General features: G+C 65.5%; 25 protein-coding genes and 1 pseudogene. 16 read left to right on the top strand and 10 right to left on the bottom strand.

Going from position 1 to position 23,957, the window contains the following annotated elements:
* The first annotated feature begins 1 nt into the window (after position 1).
* The 7 genes from sctJ (at position 2) to sctC (ending at position 6,738) form a co-directional block, all read left to right on the top strand.
* Positions 2-766, top strand: a complete 765-nt coding sequence (sctJ, locus tag XCSCFBP4642_RS0118855) for a type III secretion system inner membrane ring lipoprotein SctJ (protein WP_029221140.1) — start codon at positions 2-4, stop codon at positions 764-766.
* A gap of 9 nt (positions 767-775) precedes the next feature.
* On the top strand, positions 776-1,405 hold the full coding sequence (locus tag XCSCFBP4642_RS0118850) for a type III secretion protein HrpB4 (protein ID WP_029221139.1): 630 nt from the start codon (positions 776-778) through the stop codon (positions 1,403-1,405).
* On the top strand, positions 1,390-2,091 hold the full coding sequence (gene sctL / locus XCSCFBP4642_RS0118845; protein ID WP_029221138.1) for a type III secretion system stator protein SctL: 702 nt from the start codon (positions 1,390-1,392) through the stop codon (positions 2,089-2,091). The genes XCSCFBP4642_RS0118850 and sctL overlap by 16 nt, the downstream gene beginning before the upstream one ends.
* Complete coding sequence (sctN, locus tag XCSCFBP4642_RS0118840; RefSeq protein WP_029221137.1) at positions 2,081-3,409, top strand: type III secretion system ATPase SctN; 1,329 nt, start codon at positions 2,081-2,083, stop codon at positions 3,407-3,409. The genes sctL and sctN overlap by 11 nt, the downstream gene beginning before the upstream one ends.
* Positions 3,402-3,911 (top strand): type III secretion protein HrpB7, encoded by a 510-nt coding sequence (locus tag XCSCFBP4642_RS0118835; RefSeq protein ID WP_029221136.1) that lies wholly within the window; start codon positions 3,402-3,404, stop codon positions 3,909-3,911. Before sctN ends, XCSCFBP4642_RS0118835 begins: the two co-directional genes overlap by 8 nt.
* Positions 3,908-4,738 (top strand): type III secretion system export apparatus subunit SctT, encoded by an 831-nt coding sequence (gene sctT / locus XCSCFBP4642_RS0118830; RefSeq protein ID WP_029221135.1) that lies wholly within the window; start codon positions 3,908-3,910, stop codon positions 4,736-4,738. Before XCSCFBP4642_RS0118835 ends, sctT begins: the two co-directional genes overlap by 4 nt.
* 176 nt (positions 4,739-4,914) lie before the next feature.
* A complete protein-coding gene (gene sctC / locus XCSCFBP4642_RS0118825; RefSeq protein ID WP_029221134.1) occupies positions 4,915-6,738 on the top strand; it encodes a type III secretion system outer membrane ring subunit SctC in 1,824 nt (607 codons plus the stop codon).
* A gap of 74 nt (positions 6,739-6,812) precedes the next feature.
* On the opposite strand, the gene xopA is transcribed toward sctC, so the two are convergent.
* Entirely contained in the window at positions 6,813-7,205 is a 393-nt protein-coding gene (gene xopA / locus XCSCFBP4642_RS0118820) for a XopA/Hpa1 family type III secretion system protein (RefSeq protein WP_029221133.1), read from the bottom strand.
* 452 nt (positions 7,206-7,657) lie between these two features.
* Here xopA and XCSCFBP4642_RS0118815 point away from each other — a divergent pair, with 452 nt between their 5' ends.
* The 4 genes from XCSCFBP4642_RS0118815 (at position 7,658) to XCSCFBP4642_RS0118800 (ending at position 9,550) form a co-directional block, all read left to right on the top strand.
* Complete coding sequence (locus XCSCFBP4642_RS0118815) at positions 7,658-8,155, top strand: lytic transglycosylase domain-containing protein (protein ID WP_228325681.1); 498 nt, start codon at positions 7,658-7,660, stop codon at positions 8,153-8,155.
* A 337-nt stretch (positions 8,156-8,492) separates the two neighbouring features.
* Positions 8,493-8,657, top strand: coding sequence for a hypothetical protein (locus XCSCFBP4642_RS29520; RefSeq protein WP_167331397.1), 165 nt, complete (start codon positions 8,493-8,495; stop codon positions 8,655-8,657).
* A gap of 281 nt (positions 8,658-8,938) precedes the next feature.
* Positions 8,939-9,169, top strand: a complete 231-nt coding sequence (locus XCSCFBP4642_RS0118805; RefSeq protein ID WP_029221131.1) for a DUF1653 domain-containing protein — start codon at positions 8,939-8,941, stop codon at positions 9,167-9,169.
* Between the two features lie 45 nt (positions 9,170-9,214).
* Positions 9,215-9,550: a hypothetical protein gene (locus XCSCFBP4642_RS0118800; RefSeq protein WP_029221130.1), complete on the top strand. Its 336-nt coding sequence runs from the start codon at positions 9,215-9,217 to the stop codon at positions 9,548-9,550.
* 81 nt (positions 9,551-9,631) lie between these two features.
* On the opposite strand, the gene XCSCFBP4642_RS0118795 is transcribed toward XCSCFBP4642_RS0118800, so the two are convergent.
* The 5 genes and pseudogenes from XCSCFBP4642_RS0118795 to XCSCFBP4642_RS0118770 all read right to left on the bottom strand — a co-directional run bounded on the left by XCSCFBP4642_RS0118795 (position 9,632) and on the right by XCSCFBP4642_RS0118770 (position 15,530).
* On the bottom strand, positions 9,632-10,369 hold the full coding sequence (locus XCSCFBP4642_RS0118795) for a DNA/RNA non-specific endonuclease (RefSeq protein WP_029221129.1): 738 nt from the start codon (positions 10,367-10,369) through the stop codon (positions 9,632-9,634).
* A gap of 556 nt (positions 10,370-10,925) precedes the next feature.
* The gene (locus tag XCSCFBP4642_RS0118785) at positions 10,926-13,058 is read right to left on the bottom strand and encodes a methyl-accepting chemotaxis protein (RefSeq protein WP_029221128.1); all 2,133 of its coding nucleotides are present in this window, start codon (positions 13,056-13,058) and stop codon (positions 10,926-10,928) included.
* Entirely contained in the window at positions 13,055-13,483 is a 429-nt protein-coding gene (locus tag XCSCFBP4642_RS0118780; protein ID WP_029221127.1) for a type 2 periplasmic-binding domain-containing protein, read from the bottom strand. Before XCSCFBP4642_RS0118780 ends, XCSCFBP4642_RS0118785 begins: the two co-directional genes overlap by 4 nt.
* Positions 13,484-13,493: 10 nt before the next feature.
* A pseudogene (locus XCSCFBP4642_RS25290) lies at positions 13,494-14,663 on the bottom strand (hypothetical protein).
* Between the two features lie 465 nt (positions 14,664-15,128).
* On the bottom strand, positions 15,129-15,530 hold the full coding sequence (locus tag XCSCFBP4642_RS0118770) for a Rid family hydrolase (RefSeq protein WP_029221126.1): 402 nt from the start codon (positions 15,528-15,530) through the stop codon (positions 15,129-15,131).
* Between the two features lie 126 nt (positions 15,531-15,656).
* Between XCSCFBP4642_RS0118770 and XCSCFBP4642_RS0118765 the strand changes: the two genes are divergently transcribed.
* Positions 15,657-16,580: a LysR family transcriptional regulator gene (locus XCSCFBP4642_RS0118765; protein ID WP_029221125.1), complete on the top strand. Its 924-nt coding sequence runs from the start codon at positions 15,657-15,659 to the stop codon at positions 16,578-16,580.
* A 186-nt stretch (positions 16,581-16,766) separates the two neighbouring features.
* Here the strand turns inward: XCSCFBP4642_RS0118765 and XCSCFBP4642_RS0118760 are convergent, their stop codons facing one another.
* Entirely contained in the window at positions 16,767-18,017 is a 1,251-nt protein-coding gene (locus XCSCFBP4642_RS0118760; protein WP_266104012.1) for an NAD-dependent succinate-semialdehyde dehydrogenase, read from the bottom strand.
* Between the two features lie 76 nt (positions 18,018-18,093).
* Between XCSCFBP4642_RS0118760 and XCSCFBP4642_RS29720 the strand changes: the two genes are divergently transcribed.
* The 4 genes from XCSCFBP4642_RS29720 to XCSCFBP4642_RS29710 all read left to right on the top strand — a co-directional run bounded on the left by XCSCFBP4642_RS29720 (position 18,094) and on the right by XCSCFBP4642_RS29710 (position 19,858).
* Positions 18,094-18,522 carry an acyl-CoA dehydrogenase family protein gene (locus XCSCFBP4642_RS29720; protein WP_200859713.1) on the top strand — a complete coding sequence of 143 codons (429 nt, stop codon included), beginning with the start codon at positions 18,094-18,096 and terminating at the stop codon, positions 18,520-18,522.
* A complete protein-coding gene (locus tag XCSCFBP4642_RS29715) occupies positions 18,522-18,866 on the top strand; it encodes an acyl-CoA dehydrogenase family protein (protein WP_200859712.1) in 345 nt (114 codons plus the stop codon). Before XCSCFBP4642_RS29720 ends, XCSCFBP4642_RS29715 begins: the two co-directional genes overlap by 1 nt.
* Before the next feature lie 120 nt (positions 18,867-18,986).
* Entirely contained in the window at positions 18,987-19,619 is a 633-nt protein-coding gene (locus tag XCSCFBP4642_RS25280) for a flavin reductase family protein (RefSeq protein WP_235048239.1), read from the top strand.
* Positions 19,592-19,858: a hypothetical protein gene (locus XCSCFBP4642_RS29710; protein ID WP_200859710.1), complete on the top strand. Its 267-nt coding sequence runs from the start codon at positions 19,592-19,594 to the stop codon at positions 19,856-19,858. The genes XCSCFBP4642_RS25280 and XCSCFBP4642_RS29710 overlap by 28 nt, the downstream gene beginning before the upstream one ends.
* A gap of 113 nt (positions 19,859-19,971) precedes the next feature.
* Here the strand turns inward: XCSCFBP4642_RS29710 and XCSCFBP4642_RS0118745 are convergent, their stop codons facing one another.
* From XCSCFBP4642_RS0118745 to XCSCFBP4642_RS0118735, 3 genes are read right to left on the bottom strand one after another with little or no spacing between them, the layout of a single operon-like run.
* A complete protein-coding gene (locus XCSCFBP4642_RS0118745; RefSeq protein WP_029221123.1) occupies positions 19,972-20,631 on the bottom strand; it encodes a DUF2894 domain-containing protein in 660 nt (219 codons plus the stop codon).
* Positions 20,628-21,293, bottom strand: coding sequence for an OmpA family protein (locus XCSCFBP4642_RS0118740; protein WP_029221122.1), 666 nt, complete (start codon positions 21,291-21,293; stop codon positions 20,628-20,630). The genes XCSCFBP4642_RS0118745 and XCSCFBP4642_RS0118740 overlap by 4 nt, the downstream gene beginning before the upstream one ends.
* Positions 21,290-23,947: a DUF802 domain-containing protein gene (locus tag XCSCFBP4642_RS0118735; RefSeq protein WP_029221121.1), complete on the bottom strand. Its 2,658-nt coding sequence runs from the start codon at positions 23,945-23,947 to the stop codon at positions 21,290-21,292. The genes XCSCFBP4642_RS0118740 and XCSCFBP4642_RS0118735 overlap by 4 nt, the downstream gene beginning before the upstream one ends.
* Between the last annotated feature and the right edge of the window lie 10 nt (positions 23,948-23,957).

Raw genomic sequence — 23,957 nt, 5'->3', positions numbered from 1 at the left:
CATGCCAAAGCTCAGCTATGTGTGGGCGGTGCTGTTTGCACTGCTACTGTCTGGCTGCGACCAGCAGCTGTATTCCGGGATGACCGAGAACGACGCCAACGAGATGCTTTCCGTGCTGCTGACTGCCGGGGTGGATGCGGAAAAGGTCACGCCCGATGACGGCAAGACCTGGGCGATCAACGCGCCGCACGATCATGTGTCTTATGCGTTGCAGGTGCTACGCGCGCATGGCATGCCGCATGAGCGGCACGCCAATCTCGGCGAGATGTTCAAGAAGGACGGCCTGATCTCAACGCCAACCGAAGAGCGCGTTCGCTTCATCTATGGGGTGTCGCAGCAACTGTCGCAGACCTTGTCGAACATCGACGGCGTGATCGCAGCCGATGTGCAGATTGTGCTCCCCAACAACGATCCGCTGTCCACCTCGGTCAAGCCCTCCAGCGCTGCGGTGTTCATCAAGTTTCGCGTGGGTAGCGACATGACCAGCCTGGTGCCCAGTATCAAGACGCTGGTAATGCACAGCGTGGAAGGACTGACCTATGAGAACGTCAGCGTCACGCTGGTGCCAGGTGGGGTGGAAAGCGATGCGCAGCCTTCGGCATCGGCGCCTGCGCACGCCCGCGTGTGGCCGTGGCTGGCCGGAAGCGCATTGGCGCTGTGCGTTGCGTTGGGCATGGTGGCGCTGTATCGGTGGCCGAACGCCAATGCGCACCGCTGGGCAGGCTGGCAGCGCCTGCGCGAGCTGACCAGGAAGCAGGCTGGGTGAGGCCGGTGGATGGACAACGCACGCATCGACACTGCGGCACGGCGGCTTCAACAATGGATGACGGCGGTGTCCGCCCTGGCGCAATCGCTGGATGCGGGCCGGGTAGACCACTGGCTGGGTCCGGTCGCTGCGCTGGGGTGGAGTCGCGCGCCTGCACAGCGTCGTGTGCGCGTGATCCAGAGCTGGACTGGATGCACGAGGATGCAAGTCTCAGCGCTCGATCCGCTGGCCAGCCGGCTTGCCGTGCTCGGGCCGGAGTTGCTTGGCAAGGTGTTGATGAGCCGTGCCTTGTTTTCGCGCCCACTGGCGCTGCGCCGCTGCATCGAGCGCGAGCGCCTGAACTGGTTCGAGCAGCGGGTGGGACCGGCGGTGCTTGAGTATGTGCGTCATCGCACGGTCACTGGCCTGAGCGCGCCACTGTTGCCACGCGATGCTGACCAGGCGGTATGGATCGGCGATGGCTGGCGTCGCTTGGCAGCCGATGGCGTCTGGCCCGACCCCTGCATTTCCAAACTGATAGCGCTGTCCTTGCCGTTGGACGCAGCCCAGGTGGCGCCCGTCGTTGCAGATGGCGCGAGCGATGCGTTTCTTCAAGCGCTCCCCAGCCTGTTGCCGGAGCTGTCATGCATCTGTGGCTAAGGTCCACGCCGGAGGCAGTCGGCTTGGATTGCGACGTTATCCCCCGTGAAGCATTGGCCCGTGTGCTGGAGCTGGACGCTGCAGCTGCGCAGGTGCACGCGCGTTGCGCACAGGCGCTGGCAGACGCCCAGAAGCAAACGCAGGCGCTGATCGACGATGCTCGACAGCAGGCCGCGGCGATCCTCGACATCGCTCGGGACAAGGCCGAGCGCAGCGCACGATTGGGCTATGCCGCGGGCCTGCGCCGTCAGCTCGACGCGTGGAACGAGCGGGGTGTACGGCATGCCTTCGCGGCCGACGAGGCCGCCCAGCGCGCACGCGAGCGCCTGGCAGGGATCGTCGCGCAGGCCTGCGAACAGGTCCTGCATGGACACGATCCCGCCGCGCTGTACGCGCGCGCCGCCCAGGCGCTGGATGGCGCCCTGGACGAGGCCAAGGCCTTGCGGGTGAGCGTGCATCCCGATGCGCTTGACGACGCCCGAAGGGCCTTCGACGCAGCTGCGGCGGCCGCAGGCTGGCCTGTGGCGGTGGAACTCTATGGTGACGCGCAGGTGGCCCTGGGTGCGTGTGTGTGCGAATGGGATACCGGCGTCTTCGAGGTCGATCTGCGCGATCAGCTACGCAGCATCCAGCGAGTCGTCCGCCGCCTCCTGGCCGCATCACAGGTGGTGACGGATGACCGCTGAGAGACCGGTGCTGGAGGTGGCGATCGAGCGCGAACTGGCCGCGCTGGCTTTCGGCCGTCGCTACGGCAAGGTGGTGGAGGTGATCGGTACCATGCTCAAAGTTGCCGGCGTGCAGGTGAGCCTGGGCGAGGTGTGCGAATTGCGCCAGCGCGATGGCACGCTGTTGCAGCGCGCCGAAGTGGTGGGCTTCAGCCGCCATCTGGCGTTGCTGGCTCCGTTTGGCGAACTGGTGGGATTGTCGCGCGACACGCGCGTGATTGGGTCCGGGCGCCCATTGGCGGTGCCGGTTGGGCCGGCATTGCTGGGACGCGTGCTTGATGGCCTGGGTGAGCCGGCCGATGGCCAGGGACCGGTTGCCGGCGAAGGCTGGGTACCGATCCAGGCGCAGGCGCCGGATCCGATGCGCCGGCGCCTGATCGAACAGCCGATGCCGACCGGTGTGCGTATCGTCGATGGCCTGATGACGCTGGGCGAAGGCCAGCGGATGGGCATTTTCGCCGCAGCCGGCGTCGGCAAGAGCACCTTGATGGGAATGTTCGCGCGCGGCACGCAGTGCGACGTCAACGTGATCGTGTTGATCGGCGAACGCGGGCGTGAAGTGCGTGAGTTCATCGAGATGATTCTTGGCCAGGACGGTCTGGCGCGCAGCGTGGTGGTGTGCGCCACCTCCGACCGCTCATCCATCGAGCGTGCCAAGGCGGCCTACGTCGGCACCGCCATCGCCGAATATTTTCGTGACATAGGCATGCGTGTCTTGCTGATGATGGATTCGCTGACGCGCTTTGCCCGCGCGCAACGCGAGATCGGTCTTGCCGCCGGCGAGCCGCCCACGCGTCGCGGCTTCCCGCCGTCGGTGTTTGCCGAACTGCCGCGCCTGCTCGAACGTGCCGGCATGGGCGAGAACGGCTCGATCACCGCTTTCTATACCGTGCTGGCCGAGGACGACACCGGCAGCGATCCAATCGCCGAAGAAGTGCGAGGCATCCTGGATGGCCATTTGATTCTCTCGCGCGAAATCGCCGCCAAGAACCAGTACCCGGCCATCGATGTGCTGGGAAGCCTGAGCCGGGTAATGAGTCAGATCGTATCTGCCGAGCAACGCCAGTATGCCGGTCAGCTGCGGCGTCTGCTGGCCAAGCACAAGGAGGTCGAGACCTTGCTGCAGGTCGGCGAATATCGCCAGGGCAGCGACGCGGTCGCCGATGAGGCGATCGCCAGGATCGATGCGATCCGCGACTTCCTCAGCCAGCCCACCGACCAGCTCAGCGACTATGACGCCACCCTGGAGCAGCTCGCCGGCGTGATCGACGATGCGTGAGCATGCCGGCACCTGGGCGACGTTGCAGCAGCTGAAGGCGCGCCGCTGCGAGCGCATGCAGGCGCGCCTGAGCGACTGCAAGCATGCGCTGGAGCAATGCGAGCGCGAGCGCGCCAGTTGCAGTCGGGAAGCCGAAGCCTGCGCCACGCGCCTGGCTGCGTTCGACGCTGGCCTGGCCGACAAGACCGACGGGGGCGAGTCCATTGCTGTCGATGCCATCGTGCAGCACGCGCGCTTCCGCACAGTGCTGGAAGAGCGCGGCCACGCTGCAGGGCAGGCGCTGGTCGCGGCAACGCAAGCGCTGCAGAGCGCGCGCGACGAGGTCGCAACGGTGCAACAGGCAGCGAGCAGGCTGCAGGCGCAGGCGGATGTATATGCGGAGAAGGCCGCCAGCGCGCAACGTGCCCGGCAAGCCCAACGCGAAGCGGCCGAGGAGGAAGACGCGATCGAGGCCTTGGTCGGGTTGCGCATGCATCGTGTCACGCGCGGAGTGCAGCAATGAGTGACACCGCCACCGCGCTGCTGGCGCTGTCATCCCAGGGCGTGTCGCTGCTGGCCCTGCTGGCGCTGTGCGGTGTGCGCGTGTTCGTGATGTTCTTCGTGCTGCCGGCCACGGCGCAGGACAGTCTTCCGGGGATGGCGCGCAACGGCGTGATCTACGTGCTGAGTTCGTTCATCGCTTACGGACAGCCGGCCAATGCGCTGGCCAGGATCCAAGCCACCGGCCTGGTCGGGCTGGTATTCAAGGAAGCCTTCATCGGACTGCTGATCGGGTTTGCCGCATCAACCGTGTTCTGGGTTGCCGAAAGCGTGGGACTGCTCATCGACGATGTGTCCGGCTACAACAACGTGCAGATGACCAACCCGCTGAGCGGTGAGCAGAGCACGCCGGTCTCCACGGTGTTGATGCAGTTGGCGATTGTGACCTTCTATGCGCTGGGCGGCATGCTGATGCTGCTCGGTGCGCTGTTCGAATCGTTCCGCTGGTGGCCGCTGAGCGAGCTCACGCCGGACATGGGGGCGGTTGCCGAAGCCTTCGTCATTCAGCAGACCGACGGCATGCTGGCCGCGATCGTGAAGCTGTCCGCGCCGCTGATGCTGGTGCTGGTACTGGTGGACCTGGCCATCGGCTTTGTGGCGCGCGCCGCCGACAAGCTGGAGCCGTCGAATCTGAGTCAGCCGATCCGTGGGGTATTGGCGCTGCTGCTGCTCGCACTGCTGACCAGCGTGTTCATCGCGCAATCCGGAGACGCACTCGGCTTCCTGCATTTCCAGCAGCAGTTGCACGATGCTGCCAACGTCGGCGGCGCAGGGGGCGCATCGAATTGATCATTGTTGAGACATCAACCGCCATGTGCTGCCTACACTTGCCGCACCATCCCACGGTGCGGCCCGATGCTGTATACGCCGCACTGCGCTGCATCCGCTAGGTAATCCCCGGCCGCAGCCTGCCTGCCAGGCGCCGCCACATCGACTTCTTTCACTTGCCTCGCAGAGGGAATGCCATGGCATATGCCTGTACTCCAGTTCACTGCCATCGACGTGCGCCACTGGCCGCTGCGTTGCTGCTCGGCCTGCTGCCGTTGCTGCCGCCGCAGGCCACTGCCGCACAGGTGCCGTGGCATTCGCGCAGCTTCAACTACGTCGCCGACCACAAGGATCTCAAGGACGTGCTGCGCGACCTGTCCGCGAGCCAATCCATCACCACCTGGATTTCGCCGGAAGTGACCGGCACGCTCAGTGGCAAGTTCGAGGCCAGCCCACAGAAATTCCTCGATGATTTGTCTGCAACATTCGGCTTCGTCTGGTATTACGACGGCGCCGTGCTCAGGATCTGGGGCGCCAACGAAACCAAGAACGCAACCCTGAATCTTGGCGCCGCGTCGACGAGCGCGCTGCGCGATGCGCTGGCCCGCATGCGGCTGGACGATCCGCGCTTTCCGGTCCGTTACGACGAGGCGACGCACGTGGCGGTCGTGTCCGGCCCGCCGGGCTACGTGGATACTGTCGCCGCGATCGCCAAGCAGGTCGAACAGGGCGCGCGCCAACGCGATGCCACCGAGGTGCAGGTCTTTCAGCTGCACTACGCACAGGCGGCCGATCACAGTACCCGCATCGGCGGACAGGATGTCCAGGTGCCAGGCATGGCCAGCCTGTTGCGCAGCATGTACGGCGTGCGTGGCGCGCCCACGGCGGCGCTGCCCGGGCCGGCTGCCAATTTCGGTCGGGTGCAACCGATCGGCGGCAGCTCGTCCAATACCTTCGGCACCAACGGTCAGGGCCAGAATGGCGGCGGCAGCGGTAGCAGCGGCATCCTCGGCTTGCCCGCGTCGTGGTTCGGCGGTGGGTCATCGTCCGATCGAGTGCCGGTCAGCCCGCCCTTGCCGGGTAGTGGCACCAACGCGCCGGCCAGCGTATGGCCGGAGATGAGCCAGGCTCGCCGCGATGCGCCGGTGGCGCTAGACGCCGGCAGCGGCGGCGACCCCGCCTCCGATGCCCCGGTGATCGAAGCGGACCCGCGCACTAACGCCATTCTCATTCGCGACCGCCCGGAGCGGATGGCTGCATACGGCAGCTTGATTCAGCAGCTCGATAACCGTCCCAAGCTGCTGCAGATCGATGCGACCATCATCGAGATCCGCGATGGCGCCCTGCAGGATCTTGGCGTGGACTGGCGGTTCCACAGCCGGCGTGTCGATGTGCAGACCGGCGACGGGCGCGGCGGTCAGCTTGGCTACGATGGCGCATTGAGCGGTGCGGCAGCGGCGGGTGCCGACACTCCGTTGGGTGGCACCTTGACGGCGGTCCTGGGTGATGCGGGACGTTACCTGATGACGCGTGTGTCGGCGTTGGAGCAGACCAACAAGGCCAAGATCGTCTCCACCCCACAGGTGGCGACGCTGGACAACGTGGAAGCGGTGATGGATCACAAGCAGCAGGCATTCGTGCGGGTCAGCGGCTACGCGTCCGCAGACCTCTACAACCTGGCGGCAGGCGTGTCGCTTCGCGTGCTGCCGAGTGTGGTGCCGGGCTCGCCCAACGGACAGATGCGCCTGGATGTACGTATTGAAGACGGGCAGTTGGGCGCCAATACGGTCGATGGCATTCCCGTCATCACTTCCAGCGAGATCACCACGCAGGCGTTCGTCAACGAGGGCCAGAGCCTGCTGATCGCCGGTTATGCCTCCGATAGCGAGCAGACCGATCTGAACAAGGTGCCAGGGCTGTCCAGGATTCCATTGGTCGGCAACCTGTTCAAGCATCGCCAGCAGAGCGGGTCACGGCTGCAGCGGTTGTTCTTGCTCACTCCGCACATCGTCTCGCCCTGAAAGCTTCAGGGTGCCCTCACCCGGTCAGAACATGCAGGCTGGCGGTCGGGCCGACAGCCTGCACGCGTTGTCCATCAGGCCTGGCCGGTGACGCCAGACAGGGTGGCATTGAAACCACCACCCAGACCGCTGCCGCCCAGGCTGCTGCCAGCCAAACCGCCACCGCCCATGCAGGCACCACCCTGGTTCTGCAGCATCTGCATCACGATCAGCATCAGCATCTGCGTCAAAGAACTCAGGCCGTCCTGACCGCTCTGCGGTTGGTCGTTTCCGCTCTCCTGCTCGGGATCGCTGCCTTGACTCTGCTGTAGCAACATCATGATGAACGTGGCGAGTAGTTGATCGAGCTGTTGCTCGGAGTCAGCCGAGGACGGATGCTGACCGGAATCGGGGGGCAGCTGGGGGCCGATGCCCATCGTCTGCAGTTTGCTGGAATTCGAGAAGTTGTTTCCGATAGATGAGTTCATGGTGATTCCCGTCTCATGTGGTTGAACTGGGGACATCGCGGATTGCAGTAGAGCTGCAACGGAAAGCCCGCGATGGGGACACTGCACTGCCCCGCCCGCAAGGTAGAAGAGGCAACGGCGAGTCATCTGCGAAGACGCGAAAGCGCGCCTTTGCTTGCGAATGCCACGGTGGGAGAATGCCGAGGAATACGCCGGAACAGACTGCATTGCAGCCACGCGTGCCGTATTTTCGCTTCTGTCATGGATGTTTCGTGTGACATGCGTGCACTTGCGCAAGGCGCCGTTATGGTATTGCGATCGAGCGGGGTGTTGGATCAACTGGAAACACGTGTCCACCCCGCGCCGTTGCTGGAATCAACGACGATCAGGTGACAGATATGACAGAAGCCGTCAGGCCGTCCATGTGTCCGTCTTTGTACGACGGCTGTGTTGGGCGTCCACAGCATCGGGAAATGCTGTTCAAGATCCCGCCCGCGGGCGAGCATTGCTACGTGCTGCAGTCCGGGCAGGCAGCTGGCCTTCGGCGAGGGGTATTGATTGCGGCGGCATTGCTGTGCTTGGCGCCGCTCGCACACGCAGACTGCTTCGAGGAAGCAGCCGGCTATCAGCATGTCAATCCATGGGTGCTGCGCGCCATTGCGTGGCAGGAATCACGGGGTCGCGCAGACGCGATCCATCGCAACAGAAACGGCACGATCGATTACGGAAAGATGCAGATCAACTCGATCCATCTACGCCGTCTTTCCAGCTACGGGATCTCCAGGGACGCGTTGATGCAGCCGTGCGTCAGTGTGTATGTCGCCGCCTGGCGGCTGCGCGAGATGACCAACAAATACGGAAATACTTGGGTTGCCGTGGGCGCCTATCATTCCGAAACGCCCGCAGAGCGCGACAGGTATGCGCATGCGATCCATGCGATTCTGGCCAGGCGCGGTGTCATTGCGCAATAGCACTGCCGCCACTGACGCTGCGGCCGGGCACGCCGCTGCGCCGGCTGGGTTGACCCGGTGAAGAGCAGGCCAACGCCCCGTGCGTGACGGCAATGCGCCGCGTCAACACCGGAAATCTCAGCTGAAGTAGGAACGGTTGCAGGTGCTCGGCAGGCTCCCTTCGATCAAATCAGGTCCGGCAGCAGGTAGACCATGGCCCATCCCCGGTCGAGCGGCCGAACTGGCGCATGCGCTTCGTCGGCTGACCGCACGCGACAGTCGCGCTCGTGACACACGTGCGCGTCACGGCCCCGAGAGGAAGGTGGGCCGGGCGGCCTTCCGCCGCGGGAGCTGAACCATGCGCACCAACGAGAACGGCAAGCCTCGCATCGATGAGCCGGTGTCGCCCCCTGGGATGAACGCGCCCGGCAAGCGCGAAGATCCACTACAGGACGGACCTGCGCAGGACACCGAGATCGATGACGACGACAGCATCGAAGACGACAGGGACGATAAGACATAGATACCTCGGCTCCAACGCCGCTGCGACGCGCGACAGCGGGTGCTGCATGACCGATCTCATGCCGCTGATGCACGGTGCCGGCAGGGAATTGGCGATCCTGTCGTGGTGATTTACACGGCAGCACCGCAAACACAGACGTTCCGGTGGACGAGGCGGCAGTTGGACGAACTGCCGCAGCCCCGAGTCTTGCATGAGAAACCCGGTGACGTGGCGCCCGTCCCCGATCGCTTCCGGTGCCGCTGTCCGCCTACACTGGCATGCCCTGGACCGCAGCGACTGCCATGGACACCTTGCCGCCATTACCCACGATCGCACCGGGCCGGTATCGCCACTTCAAGGGCGGCCGGTACGAGGTTCTGGATGTCGTGCGCAGCAGCGAAACGCTGGAGGCGCTGGTGTTGTACCGGCCTCTCGACAGCGACGGCGGCCTGTGGGTGCGGCCGTATGCGATGTTCTTCGAGCACGTGGACGTTGACGGAGTGTTGCAGCCGCGCTTTGCACCGGTCGTGTAGGAAGGCCGGCGGCGCCATGTCCACCGTCTTCGTGGCGCGGCAGCGGTGAGGGGGGCCACGGCAGCCATCACCACGCCGGACGGGCGCTACCTCATCGTGCGCGGGCGGCTGTGGCGCACCAGCGATCCGCATCTGAGCGACGATGCGCGCGCGGCACTGGTCGCTGCGCTGATGGACGCGCGCCGTGCGGTGAAGGCAGCCAAGCGCAGCGGCGATGGGGCGCAACTGACCGCAGCACGCGGGGCAGTCGATGCTGCCAAGGTGGCCCTGGGAGAGCGCGGCCCGGTGTGGTGGAACGATGGCGCGAAGGACTTCAACCGCCATCTGGTCAAGAACACACCTTACGCTGCATGGTTTGCGGCCATCGACAAGGCTCCCTAGGGCAGCAGCCTCTGCAAAGCGTCGTGCGGGTGGACCCATCAGCAGGCCTACCCGCACTGAGATCGCCTAACTCAGCCTCGCTCAGCCCAGGTCGCAGTTGCTCGGCTGCGGCCAGGTGGTGGCGGGCAGCATCGCCTTGACCGCCGCCGGCGCGGTGATGCCGATGGTGCTGGCGCCGTAGAGGTCTTCGAGTTCGTCGATGCTGACGATGTAGCTGTCGAGCGAGCCCAGGTTGGCGCTATTGGGAATCAGCCAGCTGATGGCGCGGGTGCCGCCGCCGGGATTGGCGGTGATGATGGTCTTCCAGAAGAAATCCGGGGTGCGGATGCCGTGGCTGGAAAGGAAGTAATCGTTGCTGGTGTCGCTGTAGATCACCCCGCCATAGACCTGCACGCTGGCGATGTCGCGATAGCACTCGGCCACGTTCTCGGCGCGTACCCAGATGCCCTGATTGAAGCTGGCCACCTGCGGCACGATGTTGCTCATGAGGTTGGCGCGGCGGATGTAGGTGGCGTTGTAATCCATGTGGTTGGAGGTCACCAGATGACCGCGGTCGTAACCGGTGCGCACGCTGGCATACGATGCGGTGGACGTCTGTCCGGCGCAGCCGCTGGGCAATTCGGTATCCAGGTTGAAGCTGGACGGACGTGCCGCCGAGCCGGTGTCGGCCTGCAGCACGTATTCGTAGCGCAGCGCGGCGCGGTTGGTGCAGTCATACCGCAGCGCGTAGCCGCCCTTGTTGAGGGTGACGACCTGGGCGTTTGCGGTGGCACTGACAGCGGCAAGCAGCAGAACGATAAACAGGGTCCGTAAGCGCATGGGAGTGAATCTCCTGGGAATCAATCGGACGCACGACGCCACCGCCGACTGCGGGAGAGCAGGTCGACGCTCAGCGAACGCGCGCTGGAAGGGGACGGTTGTGCTCGCTGTCTAACGAGCACAACAGCTATCGCATGCCAATGTTGCTTATTGGTGACGTATGCGTGAGGAATGTGCGGTCGCACCATTCTTGCGATAAAAGCGTGATTTCTACCGCATATTTTCCGGTCGCGACGGGAAGGCGATAAGCATCTGGTTATGCCTTGTGCGCGGAAGCGGCGGCAGGTCACGCGTCTGCAGCCGTGCGCCGCCGCGCCGGCGGCGGACCGCCGCACCTGTGGCAGCCGGGGCTACGCCAGTAGCCGATCGACAATTGGCAAGGCCAGGAGCTGGGACGGCAGGCGTCACTGCGTGGACATCGAGGTCCGGCGCGCCAGGCCCGGCTGCCGGATCACCGGGTCGTCAATGGTGACGGTCAGCGGATACAAAAAGCCCTCCATCCGCAGGTTGAGCGGAGGGAGGGCAGTGACGCGTCTGACGCCGATCGGTCAATCGACTATGCAACGTCTCTTTGCAGGTGCTGCGCGCTTGCAGGCTCCAGCTGGAACAGCGAGACCAGCTGGGTCAGGGTGCTGGACTGCTTTTCCATCGCGCGTGCGGCGGCCATGGCTTCTTCCACCAGGGCGGCGTTCTGCTGGGTGGTTTCGTCCATCTGGATGACGGTCTGGTTGACCTGCTCGATGCCGGCCGACTGCTCGCTGGACGCTGCGGTGATCTGCCCCATGATGTCGGTGACACTGTTCACGCTGGCCACGATCTCGGTCATGGTGGCACCGGCCTTGTGCACCAGCGCCGAGCCTTCGGCCACCTTGCCCACCGAGGCGTCGATCAACTCCTTGATCTCCTTGGCGGCACCGGACGAGCGCTGGGCCAGGGTACGCACTTCGCTTGCCACCACCGCGAAGCCGCGGCCCTGTTCACCGGCGCGTGCGGCTTCCACCGCGGCATTCAAGGCCAGGATGTTGGTCTGAAACGCGATGCCGTCGATGACCGAGATGATCTCGGCGATCTTCTTCGACGAGGCTTCGATGCCGGTCATGGTGCCCACCACCTGGCTGACCACCTCGCCACCCCTGGACGCCACGCCGGCGGCGTTGCGTGCCAGTTCGTTGGCCTGATGCGCGTGTTCGGCGTTCTGCCTGACGGTGGAAGTGAGTTCTTCCATCGAGGCAGCGGTTTCTTCCAGGTTGGCGGCCTGCTGCTCGGTACGCCGCGACAGATCCTGATTGCCCGCGGCAATCTCGCCGGCAGCAGTATCGATCTCTGCCGACGAATGCTGGATGCGCCCGACGATATCGGTCAGGCGTTCCACCGTGGTGTTGGCGTCGTCGCGCATGCGCGCGAATACGCCGGCGAAGTTGCCCTGCATGCGCGTGGTCAGGTCGCCGCCGGCAATGGCCCGCAGCACCCGCGACAATTCGCCCAGGCTCTTGTCCGAGGTGCTCATCAAGTGATTGAGGTCGATCACGATCTGGCGGAAATCGTGCTCGAAGGCGGTTTCGTCGCCACGTGCGCTGAAGTCGCCGGCAGCCGCGGCGGCGGCCAGACGCTTGATCTCGCCGTTGATCGACAGCAGGCTGGCGCGCACATCGTTGATCGACTGACTGATCACCGCCTTCTCGCCCGGCAACGCCTCCAGCTGCTGGGACAGATCGCCAGCGGCATAGCGTTCGGTCAGTGCCACGATCTGCATGGTGACCGCGATATGGCTGGACACCAGCAGGTTGCTGGCGCGCACCATGGTGCCGAATTCGCCGGGGAATTCCTGCTCGGCAATCCGGTGGCTGACGATGCCGGCCTCGTGCTTGTGGCCCATTTCCGTCTGCGCCTGAATCACCCGGCGCAGCTGGCGCTGCATGCTGTCCATGGCCTGCAGCAGCTGGCCGACTTCATCGTTGCGGTCGATCGAGATCGTGTTGTCCAACTTGCCCGAGGACACCGCATGCGCGATGCCCACCGCACGGTTGAGTGGCTGGGTGATGGCACGGGCGACGATCCAGCCAAACCCGATACACACCACCGCGCCGACCAGGCCCAGCACCAGGCCACCGATACTGGCCGTCACCGAACTGTCCACCGCCTCCTGCACCGTCCCGCGAAAGCGCGCATCGGCGCGCTTCTGCATGGCGGTGAGGGTGGTGCGGTAGGTCTGCAGCGCCGGTGCCATGGCACTCATCTGCTGCGCATCGGGCTCGCGTTGCTCCACGAATGCGGCAGCCACACCATGGGCCAGGCGGTAGTAGTCGTCGAACTGCTTGCCCAGTTGGGCAAGCTCCCTGGCATTGGCCGGATCGGCCTTCTGCAGTTTCAGGTAGGACACGTGGATGTCGTCGGCCACCGGCTTGGTGGCCGCCAACATATCCGCATCGCCGGCGGCGGCCGCGCCATTGAGCCCGCTGATGAGCTTGTCCAGCGCGGCCACGTTGCGGGTCATCGCATCGAGCATCGGGAAATGCACGTCGCGTACCGCTTCCAGGCGGTCGTTGTTGCGGTGGAACACCAGCGTGCTGAAAGCGACATAGCCCGATAGGCAAATGATTGCCACCGCTGCCGGCATCAGGATTTTCCAGAACAACGGTAACGACAGAATGCGGCGCATGATGTGACTCTCGAGCAGGGGGCGGATCACGGCTTCAGGACGACCTTGACGCTGGCATCCACGGCGGCGGCACTGATGTAGCCGATCGCCCCCGGCGTGGCGGCGACCGCCTTCTTGACCGCATCGTCGCCGCTGACGCGCTTGGGACGCTGGGCCTTGCCGGTGAACATCAGCTGCGACCAGTACGACTTCAGCTGCGCCGCATCGCGCGAGGCGACCTTCTTGTAGAACTCATCGCGCGTGGCGGCGCCTTCTTCCTGGTTGATCGGCACCGCAGCGCCGCCGCCGGGCAGGCTGTTGGACTTGGCCAGGAAGATCTGCGACACCTGCGCCGCGCTCAGGCTGTCCGGCCCGCCCTTGGCCGCCATCACCACCACCACATCGGCACTGGCCGAGAACGCCACACTCGACAACACGGCAAGCGCGCAGCCTGCCAGAGACTTGGAAAGATTCATGGGGGCTCTCTTAGAACACGAAGTCGACGGACGCCGACAGCAGGTTGTAGCTGCCGCCCGGAAGGAAGCCCGGCTGGATGTTGTTCAACGACCCGAACGAGCCGGCGTTGTTGTTGATGTGGCTGGCCTGCAGCTTGACGGCCATGCTTTCGCGCACGTCCCAGCGCAACGAGGCGGTGAAGCTGTGACGGCCGCTTTCGGCCTGTGCCACGGCGCGGCGCATCACGCCGACCGGGTCCTGGCCCGCAGTGACGGTGGGGCCCTTGCGGTCGACGTTGGCGTAGGTGATCGACGGAGTCAGCGTGCCGAAGCGGCCACCGACGCTCAGATACCCGGCAGTGGTCTTGCCGTTGAGCGAAGGCGAGTAATCGGCCTGGATCACTTCGCTGCGCAGGAACCAGGTGCCCGGGTCATAGGCCTAGCCAACGCTGGCGAAGCTGCCGTCCACGCCATAGGTGGAAATGCGGTCGGCCAGTGCCGGATTGATGCGCTGGTAGACCGAGAACAGGCGCTCCAGCTGCGGCGTGTCGAAATCGGTGGTGCCCACGATGTAGGCAGCGCGGAAGGTGGACGCGCCCGACTCCAGGCCCAGGGCCAGCCCGCGCATGGCGTACACGTCGGCCTTCTTGGAATTGATGCGGCCGTAGAAGCCCTGCACGCTGACCACGCTTTCGCCGGCATTGATGGTGTACACGCCTTCGATGCCGTCCATCGGCAACAGGTAGTTATAGACCTCGTACGGCGGGCGCACCCATGGGGTGGCATAGCCCACGCGCTGGTACTCGGAAAGCATGTACAGCGGTGCGGTGATGCGGCCCAGACGGGCAGCGAACTGCGGGCCAAACTGGTACTTGACGTGTGCCAGGGTCACCTTCGGATCGTAATCGCCGCGCTCGGCGTATTCGCTGGTCACCTGCAGTACGCCGGTGAACTTGTCGGTGAAGTTAGCATTGACCTGGCCGGCGATCCGCGAGTCCGGGCGGGCCGAGGTGGAGTGGCTGGCACCGGCGCCTTCCACGGTCTGGATGTCGGGCGTGAAGTCGGCCTGATCTTCGGTCGAATGCACCACGCCCAGCGTGCCGAAGCCGCTGAAGGTGAACATGGACTCCTCCTGCGCGTAGGCGCAGGTCGACGCGGCCAGGGCAATCGCGCCACTGAGCAGTTTGACGGTCAATTTCATTGCAATCTCGGCTGAAGAGTGACGGACGTGACGTCGTGGACGCACACGGCATAACAGGGATGAGCGTCTCGGCGCTCATGTCACCGGTAGCGGCCGCCTGCCGACTTGCTTTAGCGAGGTTTTTTACAGCGCCACTGAGCCATTAAGACTGGTGAAAAGATCCAGAAATGAACGATGGTTGGCTGCTATCGCTGCGATGGGGGGTCTTGAATGGCGCTCTCGAAGGGTGATCCGGACGTTGTTGTCCAAGCCTTGAGGTACCTGCTCGCCAACGCCTGTGCGGCGCTGACATGCGTCTTGCCGCGTTTGCCCAATCGCCGCCGGGCTGTCGAAATGGATTGCGTCCGTTGGCGGGGACGGCAACAACCGTAGCGCCACGCACGGGCGCCCCGCACGTGGCGAGCATTGGACGCCGCCCGATGAGCGCCCCTGGCTATCTGCCGCCCGGGGCGCCGTGCAGTGCGATCACCGGTCGGCCTTGGGCAATTTGACGATCACCTTGATCTCGAAACGGAAGCCGGCCAGCCAGGTCACGCCCACGGCGGTCACGGTGGGGTAGGGCGCCGGGCCCCAGTAATTGGCCCAGCGCTCCCAGGCAGCGTCGAAGACCACCTCGGGGTTGACCATGAACAAGGTGACATCCACCACGTCCTGCGTGGTGCAGCCGGCGGCGCTGAGCACGGCATCGAGATTGTCGAACGCCCGCGCGATCTCGGCATCCAGGTCCGGCTCGGGTGAACCGTCCTCGCGGCTGCCGACCTGACCGGCAACGAACATCAAGCCATCGGCACGCACCGCCGGCGAATACCGGTGGCGCTCGTACAACGCATGGCGGCCCTGCGGAAACACAACGTCACGTATTGCCATGGAGCTCTCCTTGGACGACATAAAGAACGGAGCCCCACCCTAAACGCCTGCAGGCGCGCGATAAATGCGCGGTCTCAACCAACACTGTTTGTAGAATCCAAACAATCTTGGCGTGCAGGAGTGACGATGGACCGGTTCGACGCGATGCAGGCATTTGCACGTGTGGTTGAGGCCGGCAGTTTCACCAAGGCCGCCGACACCTTGCAGATGAGCCGCGCCAGCGTCACCCAACTGGTGCAGCAGCTGGAGGCGCGCCTGCGGGTGACCTTGCTCAACCGCACGACCCGTCGTGTGGCGGTCACTGCCGACGGCGTGGCCTACTACGAGCGCGTAGTGCGGTTGCTGGCCGACATGGACGATGCGGAAACCAGCCTGTCCGACGCCTCGCGCGTTCCACGCGGGCGGCTGCGGGTGGATGTGCCCAGTCCGCTGGCGCGTTTGATCCTGATGCCGGACGTACCGGCCTTCCATGCGCGTTATCCGGATATCCAACTGGACATGGGCGTTAGCGATCGGACCGTGGATGTCATCGGGAAAAACGTGGATTGTGTGGTGCGCGGTGGGCCGATCACCGATCAGTCGCTGGTGGCGCGCAAGGTGGCAGAGCTACAGGCCGGCATCTACGCCGCGCCCCGTTATCTGCAGCAATGCGGGGTGCCCGAGCATCCGCACGGGCTGGAAGACAGCCATCACCGCAGCGTCGGCTTCATGCGTGCGGCAGCCGGAAAGACCCTGGTTCCGGTGCTGCATCGGGCGCAGGAGACCGTGCAGATGCACGTGCGCCATGTGGTGGCCACCGACGACGGCAATGCCTACCTGGCCGCCGGTCTGGCCGGGATGGGGCTGTTGTGGCTTCCCACTTACATGGCGGCCGAGCAGTTGGCCAGCGGCGATCTTGTCGCCATCTTCCCGGACTGGCAGGTGGACCCGATGCCGTTGTATGTGGCGTTTCCGCCGAATCGGCATGTCAGCGTCAAGGTGCGCGTCTTCATCGACTGGGTCGCTGCCCTGATGCAGCAGCATGCGCCGCTGTCTGGATACCGGAGCTGATGCCAGCGCCGATGCGAGAGCGGCATGACTGCGTCTGTCATGCAGGAGTCCACGCCGATGGCGGGCCGTTACTGGCCTACCGCGTTTGCAGTTCGCTGCGCGCCTGTATCACCGCAGATTCGCGCAGGGCCGGTCTGTGGCTCGCCATACGATTGCGTTGCAGCGCAGGTGCAAGCGCAATTTCGCTCAGGCGCCGATACCCAGGCACAGGTATTTCAGCTCGGTGTAGTCCTCGATGCCATGGCGCGAGCCCTCACGTCCCTGGCCGGACTGCTTGATGCCGCCAAATGGCGCTGCCGCACTGGAAATCAGGCCCTCGTTGATGCCGACCATGCCGTACTCCAGCGATTCGGCCATGCGCCATGCACGGCCGAGGTCGCGGGTATACACATAGGCGGCCAGACCGAATTCGGTGTCGTTGGCCAGCGCAATGGCATCGGCTTCGGTATCGAAGCGGAACACCGGTGCCAGCGGGCCGAAGGTTTCTTCGCGCGCCACCTGCATCTGCGCCTTTACCCCACCCAGGACGGTGGGCTCGAAGAAGCTGCCACCCAGCGCATGCGGGCTGCCACCGGTGAGCACGGTGGCGCCCGCGGTCACTGCATCGGCGATATGCGCCTGCACCTTGGCGACCGCAGCGGCATTGATCAGCGGACCCTGCTGGGCGGTTGGGTCGCTGGCCGGGGCTACTTTCAACGCCCGCACCACCGCCACCAGGCGCGTGGTGAATGCCTCATAGATGCCGGCCTGGATCAACAGGCGATTGGTGCAGACGCAGGTTTGCCCGCTATTGCGGAATTTGGAATCGACCGCTCCCTGCACTGCCGCCTCCAGATCCGCATCGTCGAACACGATGAATGGTGCGTTGCCGCCCAGCTCCAGGCTGAGCTTTTTGACCGTGGGTGCGCACTGCTGCATCAGCTGGCGCCCGATGCCGGTGGAACCGGTGAACGAAAGCTTACGCACCAGCGGGCTCGCCGTCAGCACGCCGCCGATGGCGCGCGCATCGGTGCCGGTCACTACATTCAACACGCCGGCCGGTAGGCCTGCGCGTGCGCCCAGTTCAGCCAGTGCCAGTGCAGACAGCAGCGTTTCGGAAGCGGGTTTCAGCACCACGGTGCATCCGGCGGCCAAGGCCGGGCCTACCTTGCGGGTCACCATGGCATGGGGGAAATTCCACGGCGTGATCGCCGCCACCACGCCGACTGGCTGGCGCAGGACGATCAGGCGGCGGCCGCGCCTGTCAGACGGGATTACCTCGCCATACACGCGCCGGGCTTCTTCCGCGAACCACTCGATGAAGCTGGCGCCATATGCGATCTCGGCGCGGCTTTCATCCAGCGGCTTGCCTTGTTCCCAGCTCAGCAGATGCGCCAGATCGTCCTGTTGCTGCAGGATCGGTTCAAACCAGGACGAGGTCTGGGGGAGCGATCCCAATGCAACCGCCAGCAGCAGCATCGCCCCGTTCGGCAAGGTGCAGGAGGTCGCTGGAGGCGTCCTGTTCAACGGAGAAATGGGCTGGAGCAGTGGGTGCGATCATGCGCAGTGGGCGATCATGGGCTGCCGCCGGGTGGTCGAAGAGGGCGCTCCGCCGGTCTACAGCTTCGCAGTGCTGCCACGCAGCGACTACGTGATACGCGACGACTGGCATGCGGCCGGCATGCGCGGCACCGGCACCAGAACCCTGGTGGTGACCGATGCTTTCGTCCCGGAGCACAGGATCCAAACCGCCAAGGACATGATGGAAGGGCGGTCGGCCGGCTTCGGGTTGTACCCGGACAGCAAGATCTTCTATTCGCCGTATCGCCCGTATTTCGCGGTTGGCTTTGCCGCGGTCAGTCTGGGCGTTGCCGAACGCATGCTGGAAGTGTTTCGCGAGAAGACGCGCACCCGAGTGCGCGCCTACACCGGCGCAGCGGTGGGCGCGGAAACCCCGCCCTGATGCGGCTGGCTGAATCCACCCACCAGATTGGTGCGGCACGCGCGGTTCTGGAGAAAACCTGGCATGCGCATGCCGAGCACTCGGCTCAGCAGCGTTATCCGGACCGGGCCACGCTGGCACATTGGCGAACCAATCAGGGATTTGCGGTCAAGAGCTGCATCCAGGCGGTCGATCGTCTGTTCGAAGCGGCCGGCGGCATGGCCTGGTTCGATCACAGCGAGATGCAGCGGTTGTTCCGCGATGCGCACATGACCGGTGCGCACGCCTACACCGATTACGACGTCTGCAAGCAGATCCTCGGCCGTGAGCTGATGGGGCTGGATCCCGATCCGAGCATGTCTTGAGCGAGAGAACGCATGAACCAGCATGGCGTGGCAGCGCCCGGTGCAGCAGGTGCATCGGACGCCTTCGATTTCCTGGCATTTCGGCGTGCCCTGGGAAATTTCGCGACCGGAGTAGCGGTAATGACCGCCGCCCACGGCGTGCAGCGGGTCGGGGTCACGGCCAATAGCTTCAACTCGCTGTCGCTGTCGCCGCCCTTGGTACTGTGGTCGATCCGCAAGGACTCGGCCAGCTACCCGGTGTTCGCGTCGGCCGAGCATTTTGCGGTCAATATCCTGGCTGCCGACCAGATCGAGCTTTCAAACCGCTTCGCACGTTCCAGTGATGATCGCTTCGATGGCGTGGCGCTGGAGCTGGCGGATTGCGGTACGCCGATGTTGCTGCATTGCGCGGCGCGATTTCGCTGCGCAATGCATCAGGTGATCGACGGCGGCGACCATTGGCTGCTGATTGGCCGGGTGGTGGCATTCGAGGATTTCGGCCGCGCGCCGCTGGTATATCACCAGGGGGCGTACTCATCGCTGTTGGCACACCCGCGCGATACCCACGCGCAGCAGGACGGCGCGCCGGCTGCCGGCGATGGACGGCTGCAGGAGAGCCTGTTCTACCTGATGACACAGGCAGTACGGCAGTACGGCGGTACGCGGCTGATTACCAGCCGCGTCAGCTGGCATCGGGGTTTCATACCAACGAAGCGCGTGTGCTGCTGGCGTTGCTGGATCGCGCGTTGGATACCCGAGCACTATTGGCGCTGACATCGGTGCCGGCCGATGAAATTGCATTGGTCCTGGATACGCTGCGACATAAGGGGCTGCTGGTGTCCGACGCCGGTAGCGGCGTGCATGCGCTTACCGATCGGGGCGTGGGCGATGCGGCGGCGCTATGGAACGTGGCGATGGCGCAGCAGCAGCGCGTCTTCGGTGCGCTGTCGGAGCCGGCAGTGCGACATTTCCGAGATGTGCTCACCGCGCTTTGTCAGCTCGACGCATGTTGAAGGTGCATGCATGGCAATCTGGATTGGTGATGGCGGCAACGGCGTGATGGGCGTGACCACGGTGATGCCCTCTGCGTCGTTCTCCGGCGTGTTCCATCCCGGCGTGTTCCATCTTAGCTGCGCCGCGTTGCCGTGCCGTTGCGGCTGCGCTTCCTTGCCGGCGTGCCGATCGGCGTCGCGGTTTCATCGGCCAGCGCGCCGCCGGTATGCATCTGTTCCAGCCAGGACAAGGCGTCCACATACCCGAGGAAATGCTGCAGATATCCCGGCGAGCGTTCGCGCATCAGGCTGATGCAGCGATGCACCAGTACGCTGGAATTGAGCGGGCCGGCGTCCTTGGGCGCGTCCTGCAGCGATTGCCGCACCTGGCTGGCGGTGCGCACGGTGGTCCAGGTGCGCCGGAAGTCCTCCAGTGCCGGCAGCTCGGGAAACTGCAGTGCATCGGCGGCAGCGGTCTTGCGGCTGTCCACTTCCATCAGCGCCGCGTGGCCGGCGAGCTGGTCGCGCAGCGCACCCAGCCGGCTGCGTTGGGGCGCAGGCGGGAAGGCGCGGGATGTCGCGCGCGCGGCGGCCTGCTTGATCACGGCGGCGTACTGATCGACCAGCGCGGCGAGCTTGTCTTCCAGCACCGCACGCACCGCCGCTTCGGCCTGGGCCTGGGCGCGCGCTGCCAGCGTCTGCATCAGGTGGAAGCGCACCGGATCCACCTGGCCGGCACCTTCGGCGTGCCAGCGTTGCAGGCGCGCGCGCGCGGATGCTGCCTGCCTGCTCATCGTGGCGCTGCGGCCGGTGCAGGCGCGTCGTGGCGCTTGGGGGATGGACGCGCGATCGGTGCGATCTCCACCCGGCGGTTCTTGGCCCGGCGCGCTTCGTCGGCGTTGGAATCCACCGGTTGCTGTGAACCGAAGGCGGCAGCGAACACCGAGGCGGCGGGGACGCCTTCAGCGATCAACGCGCGGGTCACGGTCAGCGCGCGTTGCGCGGACAGCTCCCAGTTGTCGGCGTAGCGGCGATTGCCGCCCAGCACCGGGCGGTCGTCGGTGAATCCGCTCACCATCAGGATCTCCTCGCGCGCGGCCAGGTAGTGCGCCAGCGGCGCAGCCAACGACTTCAACACCTCGCGGCCTTCCGGCTGCAGTTCGTCTGAGTTGAAGGCGAACAGCACATTGCCGCGGATGCCGATGCGGCCATCGACCAGGGTCACGCGGCCGGCTGCCAGCGGCGCGGCCAGCGCCTGCTCCAGCGTCTTGCGGCGCTGCGCCTCGGCCTGCTGCTGCTTGACCGCCTCGTCCAGGCGGCTGGACAGCTGCAGCTGCACGCCGATCACGCCGACCAGGATCAAGACGAAGGCGCCCAGCAGTACCGACATCAGGTCGCCGAACGCGGCCCAGATCGGGGTGCCCGATTCGCCGTCGATGTCGATCTCGTCGCTCATGCCGGCTCCGCGGCGCCGTCATCGCCGCGGCCACGGTCGAGCTGGCGCAGTTCTTCGATGATCTGCTTCTGCGACAGCATGCTCAGGTCCACCACCTCGCGCGCCTGCGCCACGTAATAGGCCAGTTGATCGTCGCTGCGTGTCAGCGAAGCATCCAGTGCATTGGCGACGTGCTGCAAGCGTTCGTTGAGTTCGCCGGTGGCGCTGCTGAACAGGTGTACCGCCATGCCGAAGGCCTCGCCCAGGCTGGCCACTTCCACCGCGCTGCCGCTGACATGCGCAGCCACCGCGCCGAGCTTGCTGGTTTCGCTGCCGATCTGGTCGGTTAGCTGGTTACCCACGCGCTGCAGCAGATCGGCCGAGGTGGTCACCAGCGCATCCACCGCGTCGCGTTGTTCGGTGGAGGCGTGATTGACCGCGTTGAGCAAGGTATCCAACGTGGCCAGCAGGCGGCTGCGTTCTTCCAGCATGGCGGTGTCGCGCACCATGCTCTCGGACAGGCTCTGGCGCAGTTCGGCCACCACGTCGGCGGCGGCCCTGGGCGCTTCGGAGGCAATCTGCATCAGGCGCGAGACTTCGCTGATGGTGGCGCTGGCCTGCGCCTGTGCCTGCGTGGACAACTCGCTCGCCGTGCTGGCCAGGGTGTCGCAGATGGTCTGCTGCTGCTGCGCCACGCGCGCGCCGGTCTGTTCCCACTGGCTGCCCAGCGCCGCGCTCATGCTGGTGAAGCGTTCGCTCCACAGCGCCAGGCGCTGGGTGTCGCGTGCCTCCAGGGCGGCCTGCAACTCGCCATGCGACTGCTGCAGGCTGCTGACCAGGGCGGCCGCCTGCGTCTCAAAACTGGCACTTGCCGCAGCCAGTGCGCGCTGATGCTCGTTCGCCAATGCCGCGCCGGCCTGCTGCTGCTGCGCCAGTGCCTGCGTCCAGGCAGTGGTCGCCTCGTTGCTGGACTGGTCCAGGCGCGCGGACACCGCATCGACCAGTGCGCTGGAGCGTGCATCGAAGGTGCTGGCGAATGCGGTCAGGCTGCGCTGCAGGTCCTGGATGAGTACGTGGTTGGCACGCTGCTGTTCGGCGACCGCCGAGGTCCAGCCTGCCGCGGCGGCGGCGGTGCTTGCTTCGAAGCCGGTGGTCAAGCCTTCCAGTTGCTGCTGCACGGCCTGCCGGACGCCGTCCTGCAATGCGGTGGCTTGCAGGGCCAGTTGTTCCAGCGTGGCCTGCACCTGCGTGCCGATCGATTGGGTGGCGCTGCGTTGTTCGGCCAGCAGTGCTGTCCAGTGCTCGGCGGTGGTGGCGTTGCTGCGTGCAATGCCCTGCTCGAGCGCATGCAACTGCTGTTGCACGGCCTCGCCAACGCTGTCCTGCAGCGCGGCGCTGCGTTGGTCGGCCTGCGCCAGGGCCGCTTGCACCTGTTCGCCGAGCCCATGCTGCGTGCGCTCCTGCGCAGCCAGTGCGGCCTGCCAGTGCTCGGCCGCGGTGCGCGCGCTGTCTTCAAAGCCGGTGCTGAGCCCGAGCAATTGCTGTTGCACGGCCGTGCCCACACCCTCCTGCAACGCGATGGTCTGCAGGGTGATCTGCTCCAGCGTGGCCTGCACCTGTGCGTTGAGGGCAGCTTGCGCCTGCTGCTGTGCGGCCAGCGCGCTGGCCCAGTGCGTGGCGGCACTGCCGGCACTGCGTTCGAAGCCGCTGCTGATGCCGTCCAGTTGCTGCTGCACCGCCTGGGTCAGCCGCTCGTGCAAGGTGGCGGTGTCGCGCGCGATGCTGGCCATGGTGGCGTCCATCGCCGGCTGCAGGGCCGCGCCGACCGCGCGTGCGCTAGCGGCGACGCCGGCCTGCAACGACTGCTCCATCGAGGTGGCCAGCCGCGCATATGCCGCCTCGGTCCTGCTGTGGAATTCGGCCTGCTGCCTGGCCAGGCGCTCGTCTGCGGCGATGCTTTGCTGCTCGATGCTGGTCATCAACGCCTGCAGCCGATCGATCAGCGCGGGCATCAGGGCACTTTGTTGCTGCTGCAGCTTGAACACTTCGCCACGCTGATGCGCTTCCGAATGCGGATGCAATTCGGCCGCGATCTTCAGGTCCAGCCGCTGTACCGCCTGCAGGCGCTCGCGCCGGCACAGCGCCGACAACAGGCCGAGCATGGCCGAGGTGGCAACGCCGGCGATGGACGTCCCGAAGGCGAAGGCCAGGCCTTCCACCGGGGCGGCCAACGAGCCGCGAATGGCCTGCAGGTCGGTAGCGCTCTGCAGCGCAACGCCGGTGCCCTTGAGCGTGGCCATCATGCCGAGCAGGGTGCCGAGCATACCGAGCAACACCAGCAGACCCACCAGGTACGGCGTGAGCACCGGCGCCGGCAAGGCCACGCGTGCGCCCTGGATGCGCAGGCGCACCGCATTGCGCAGGCTGGGGTGCAGTTGCTGCAGCCACGCATCCAGCGCGGTGGGGGCCGTGGTCACCCCGGCGAGCGCGGTGTCCAGCGTGGTCGTGGCCTGGCGATAGCGGTACAGCTCCACTGCGCCGGCCACGTAGCAGGCGCCGATCACCGCCGCAACGCAGGCACCCAGCGGGTTGGAACCCAGATAGCCGAGACCGACCCAGCAAACCGCCAGCAGGCCGATGAGAAACACACACACGTGTACGAGAGTTCTGAACATGACGTCCCAG

It is taken from the genome of Xanthomonas cassavae CFBP 4642, assembly GCF_000454545.1.
GTDB lineage: Bacteria > Pseudomonadota > Gammaproteobacteria > Xanthomonadales > Xanthomonadaceae > Xanthomonas > Xanthomonas cassavae.
The sequence above is the reverse complement of the archived record's forward strand: the minus strand, read 5'-3'. Positions and strand labels throughout refer to the sequence as shown.

Coding starts and splice junctions, on each gene's coding strand:
- XCSCFBP4642_RS0118740 (WP_029221122.1), bottom strand. CDS start 21,293: ATGAGCGACGAGATCGACATCGACGGCGAATCGGGCACCCCGATCTGG.
- XCSCFBP4642_RS0118765 (WP_029221125.1), top strand. CDS start 15,657: ATGGACCGGTTCGACGCGATGCAGGCATTTGCACGTGTGGTTGAGGCC.
- XCSCFBP4642_RS0118805 (WP_029221131.1), top strand. CDS start 8,939: ATGGACACCTTGCCGCCATTACCCACGATCGCACCGGGCCGGTATCGC.
- sctJ (WP_029221140.1), top strand. CDS start 2: ATGCCAAAGCTCAGCTATGTGTGGGCGGTGCTGTTTGCACTGCTACTG.
- XCSCFBP4642_RS29720 (WP_200859713.1), top strand. CDS start 18,094: ATGGGCTGGAGCAGTGGGTGCGATCATGCGCAGTGGGCGATCATGGGC.
- XCSCFBP4642_RS0118835 (WP_029221136.1), top strand. CDS start 3,402: ATGCGTGAGCATGCCGGCACCTGGGCGACGTTGCAGCAGCTGAAGGCG.
- XCSCFBP4642_RS0118770 (WP_029221126.1), bottom strand. CDS start 15,530: ATGGCAATACGTGACGTTGTGTTTCCGCAGGGCCGCCATGCGTTGTAC.
- XCSCFBP4642_RS0118780 (WP_029221127.1), bottom strand. CDS start 13,483: ATGAATCTTTCCAAGTCTCTGGCAGGCTGCGCGCTTGCCGTGTTGTCG.
- XCSCFBP4642_RS0118795 (WP_029221129.1), bottom strand. CDS start 10,369: ATGCGCTTACGGACCCTGTTTATCGTTCTGCTGCTTGCCGCTGTCAGT.
- sctT (WP_029221135.1), top strand. CDS start 3,908: ATGAGTGACACCGCCACCGCGCTGCTGGCGCTGTCATCCCAGGGCGTG.
- XCSCFBP4642_RS29715 (WP_200859712.1), top strand. CDS start 18,522: ATGCGGCTGGCTGAATCCACCCACCAGATTGGTGCGGCACGCGCGGTT.
- xopA (WP_029221133.1), bottom strand. CDS start 7,205: ATGAACTCATCTATCGGAAACAACTTCTCGAATTCCAGCAAACTGCAG.
- XCSCFBP4642_RS0118815 (WP_228325681.1), top strand. CDS start 7,658: ATGCTGTTCAAGATCCCGCCCGCGGGCGAGCATTGCTACGTGCTGCAG.
- XCSCFBP4642_RS0118735 (WP_029221121.1), bottom strand. CDS start 23,947: ATGTTCAGAACTCTCGTACACGTGTGTGTGTTTCTCATCGGCCTGCTG.
- XCSCFBP4642_RS0118850 (WP_029221139.1), top strand. CDS start 776: ATGGACAACGCACGCATCGACACTGCGGCACGGCGGCTTCAACAATGG.
- sctC (WP_029221134.1), top strand. CDS start 4,915: ATGGCATATGCCTGTACTCCAGTTCACTGCCATCGACGTGCGCCACTG.
- XCSCFBP4642_RS29520 (WP_167331397.1), top strand. CDS start 8,493: ATGCGCACCAACGAGAACGGCAAGCCTCGCATCGATGAGCCGGTGTCG.
- sctL (WP_029221138.1), top strand. CDS start 1,390: ATGCATCTGTGGCTAAGGTCCACGCCGGAGGCAGTCGGCTTGGATTGC.
- XCSCFBP4642_RS0118745 (WP_029221123.1), bottom strand. CDS start 20,631: ATGAGCAGGCAGGCAGCATCCGCGCGCGCGCGCCTGCAACGCTGGCAC.
- sctN (WP_029221137.1), top strand. CDS start 2,081: ATGACCGCTGAGAGACCGGTGCTGGAGGTGGCGATCGAGCGCGAACTG.
- XCSCFBP4642_RS25280 (WP_235048239.1), top strand. CDS start 18,987: ATGACCGCCGCCCACGGCGTGCAGCGGGTCGGGGTCACGGCCAATAGC.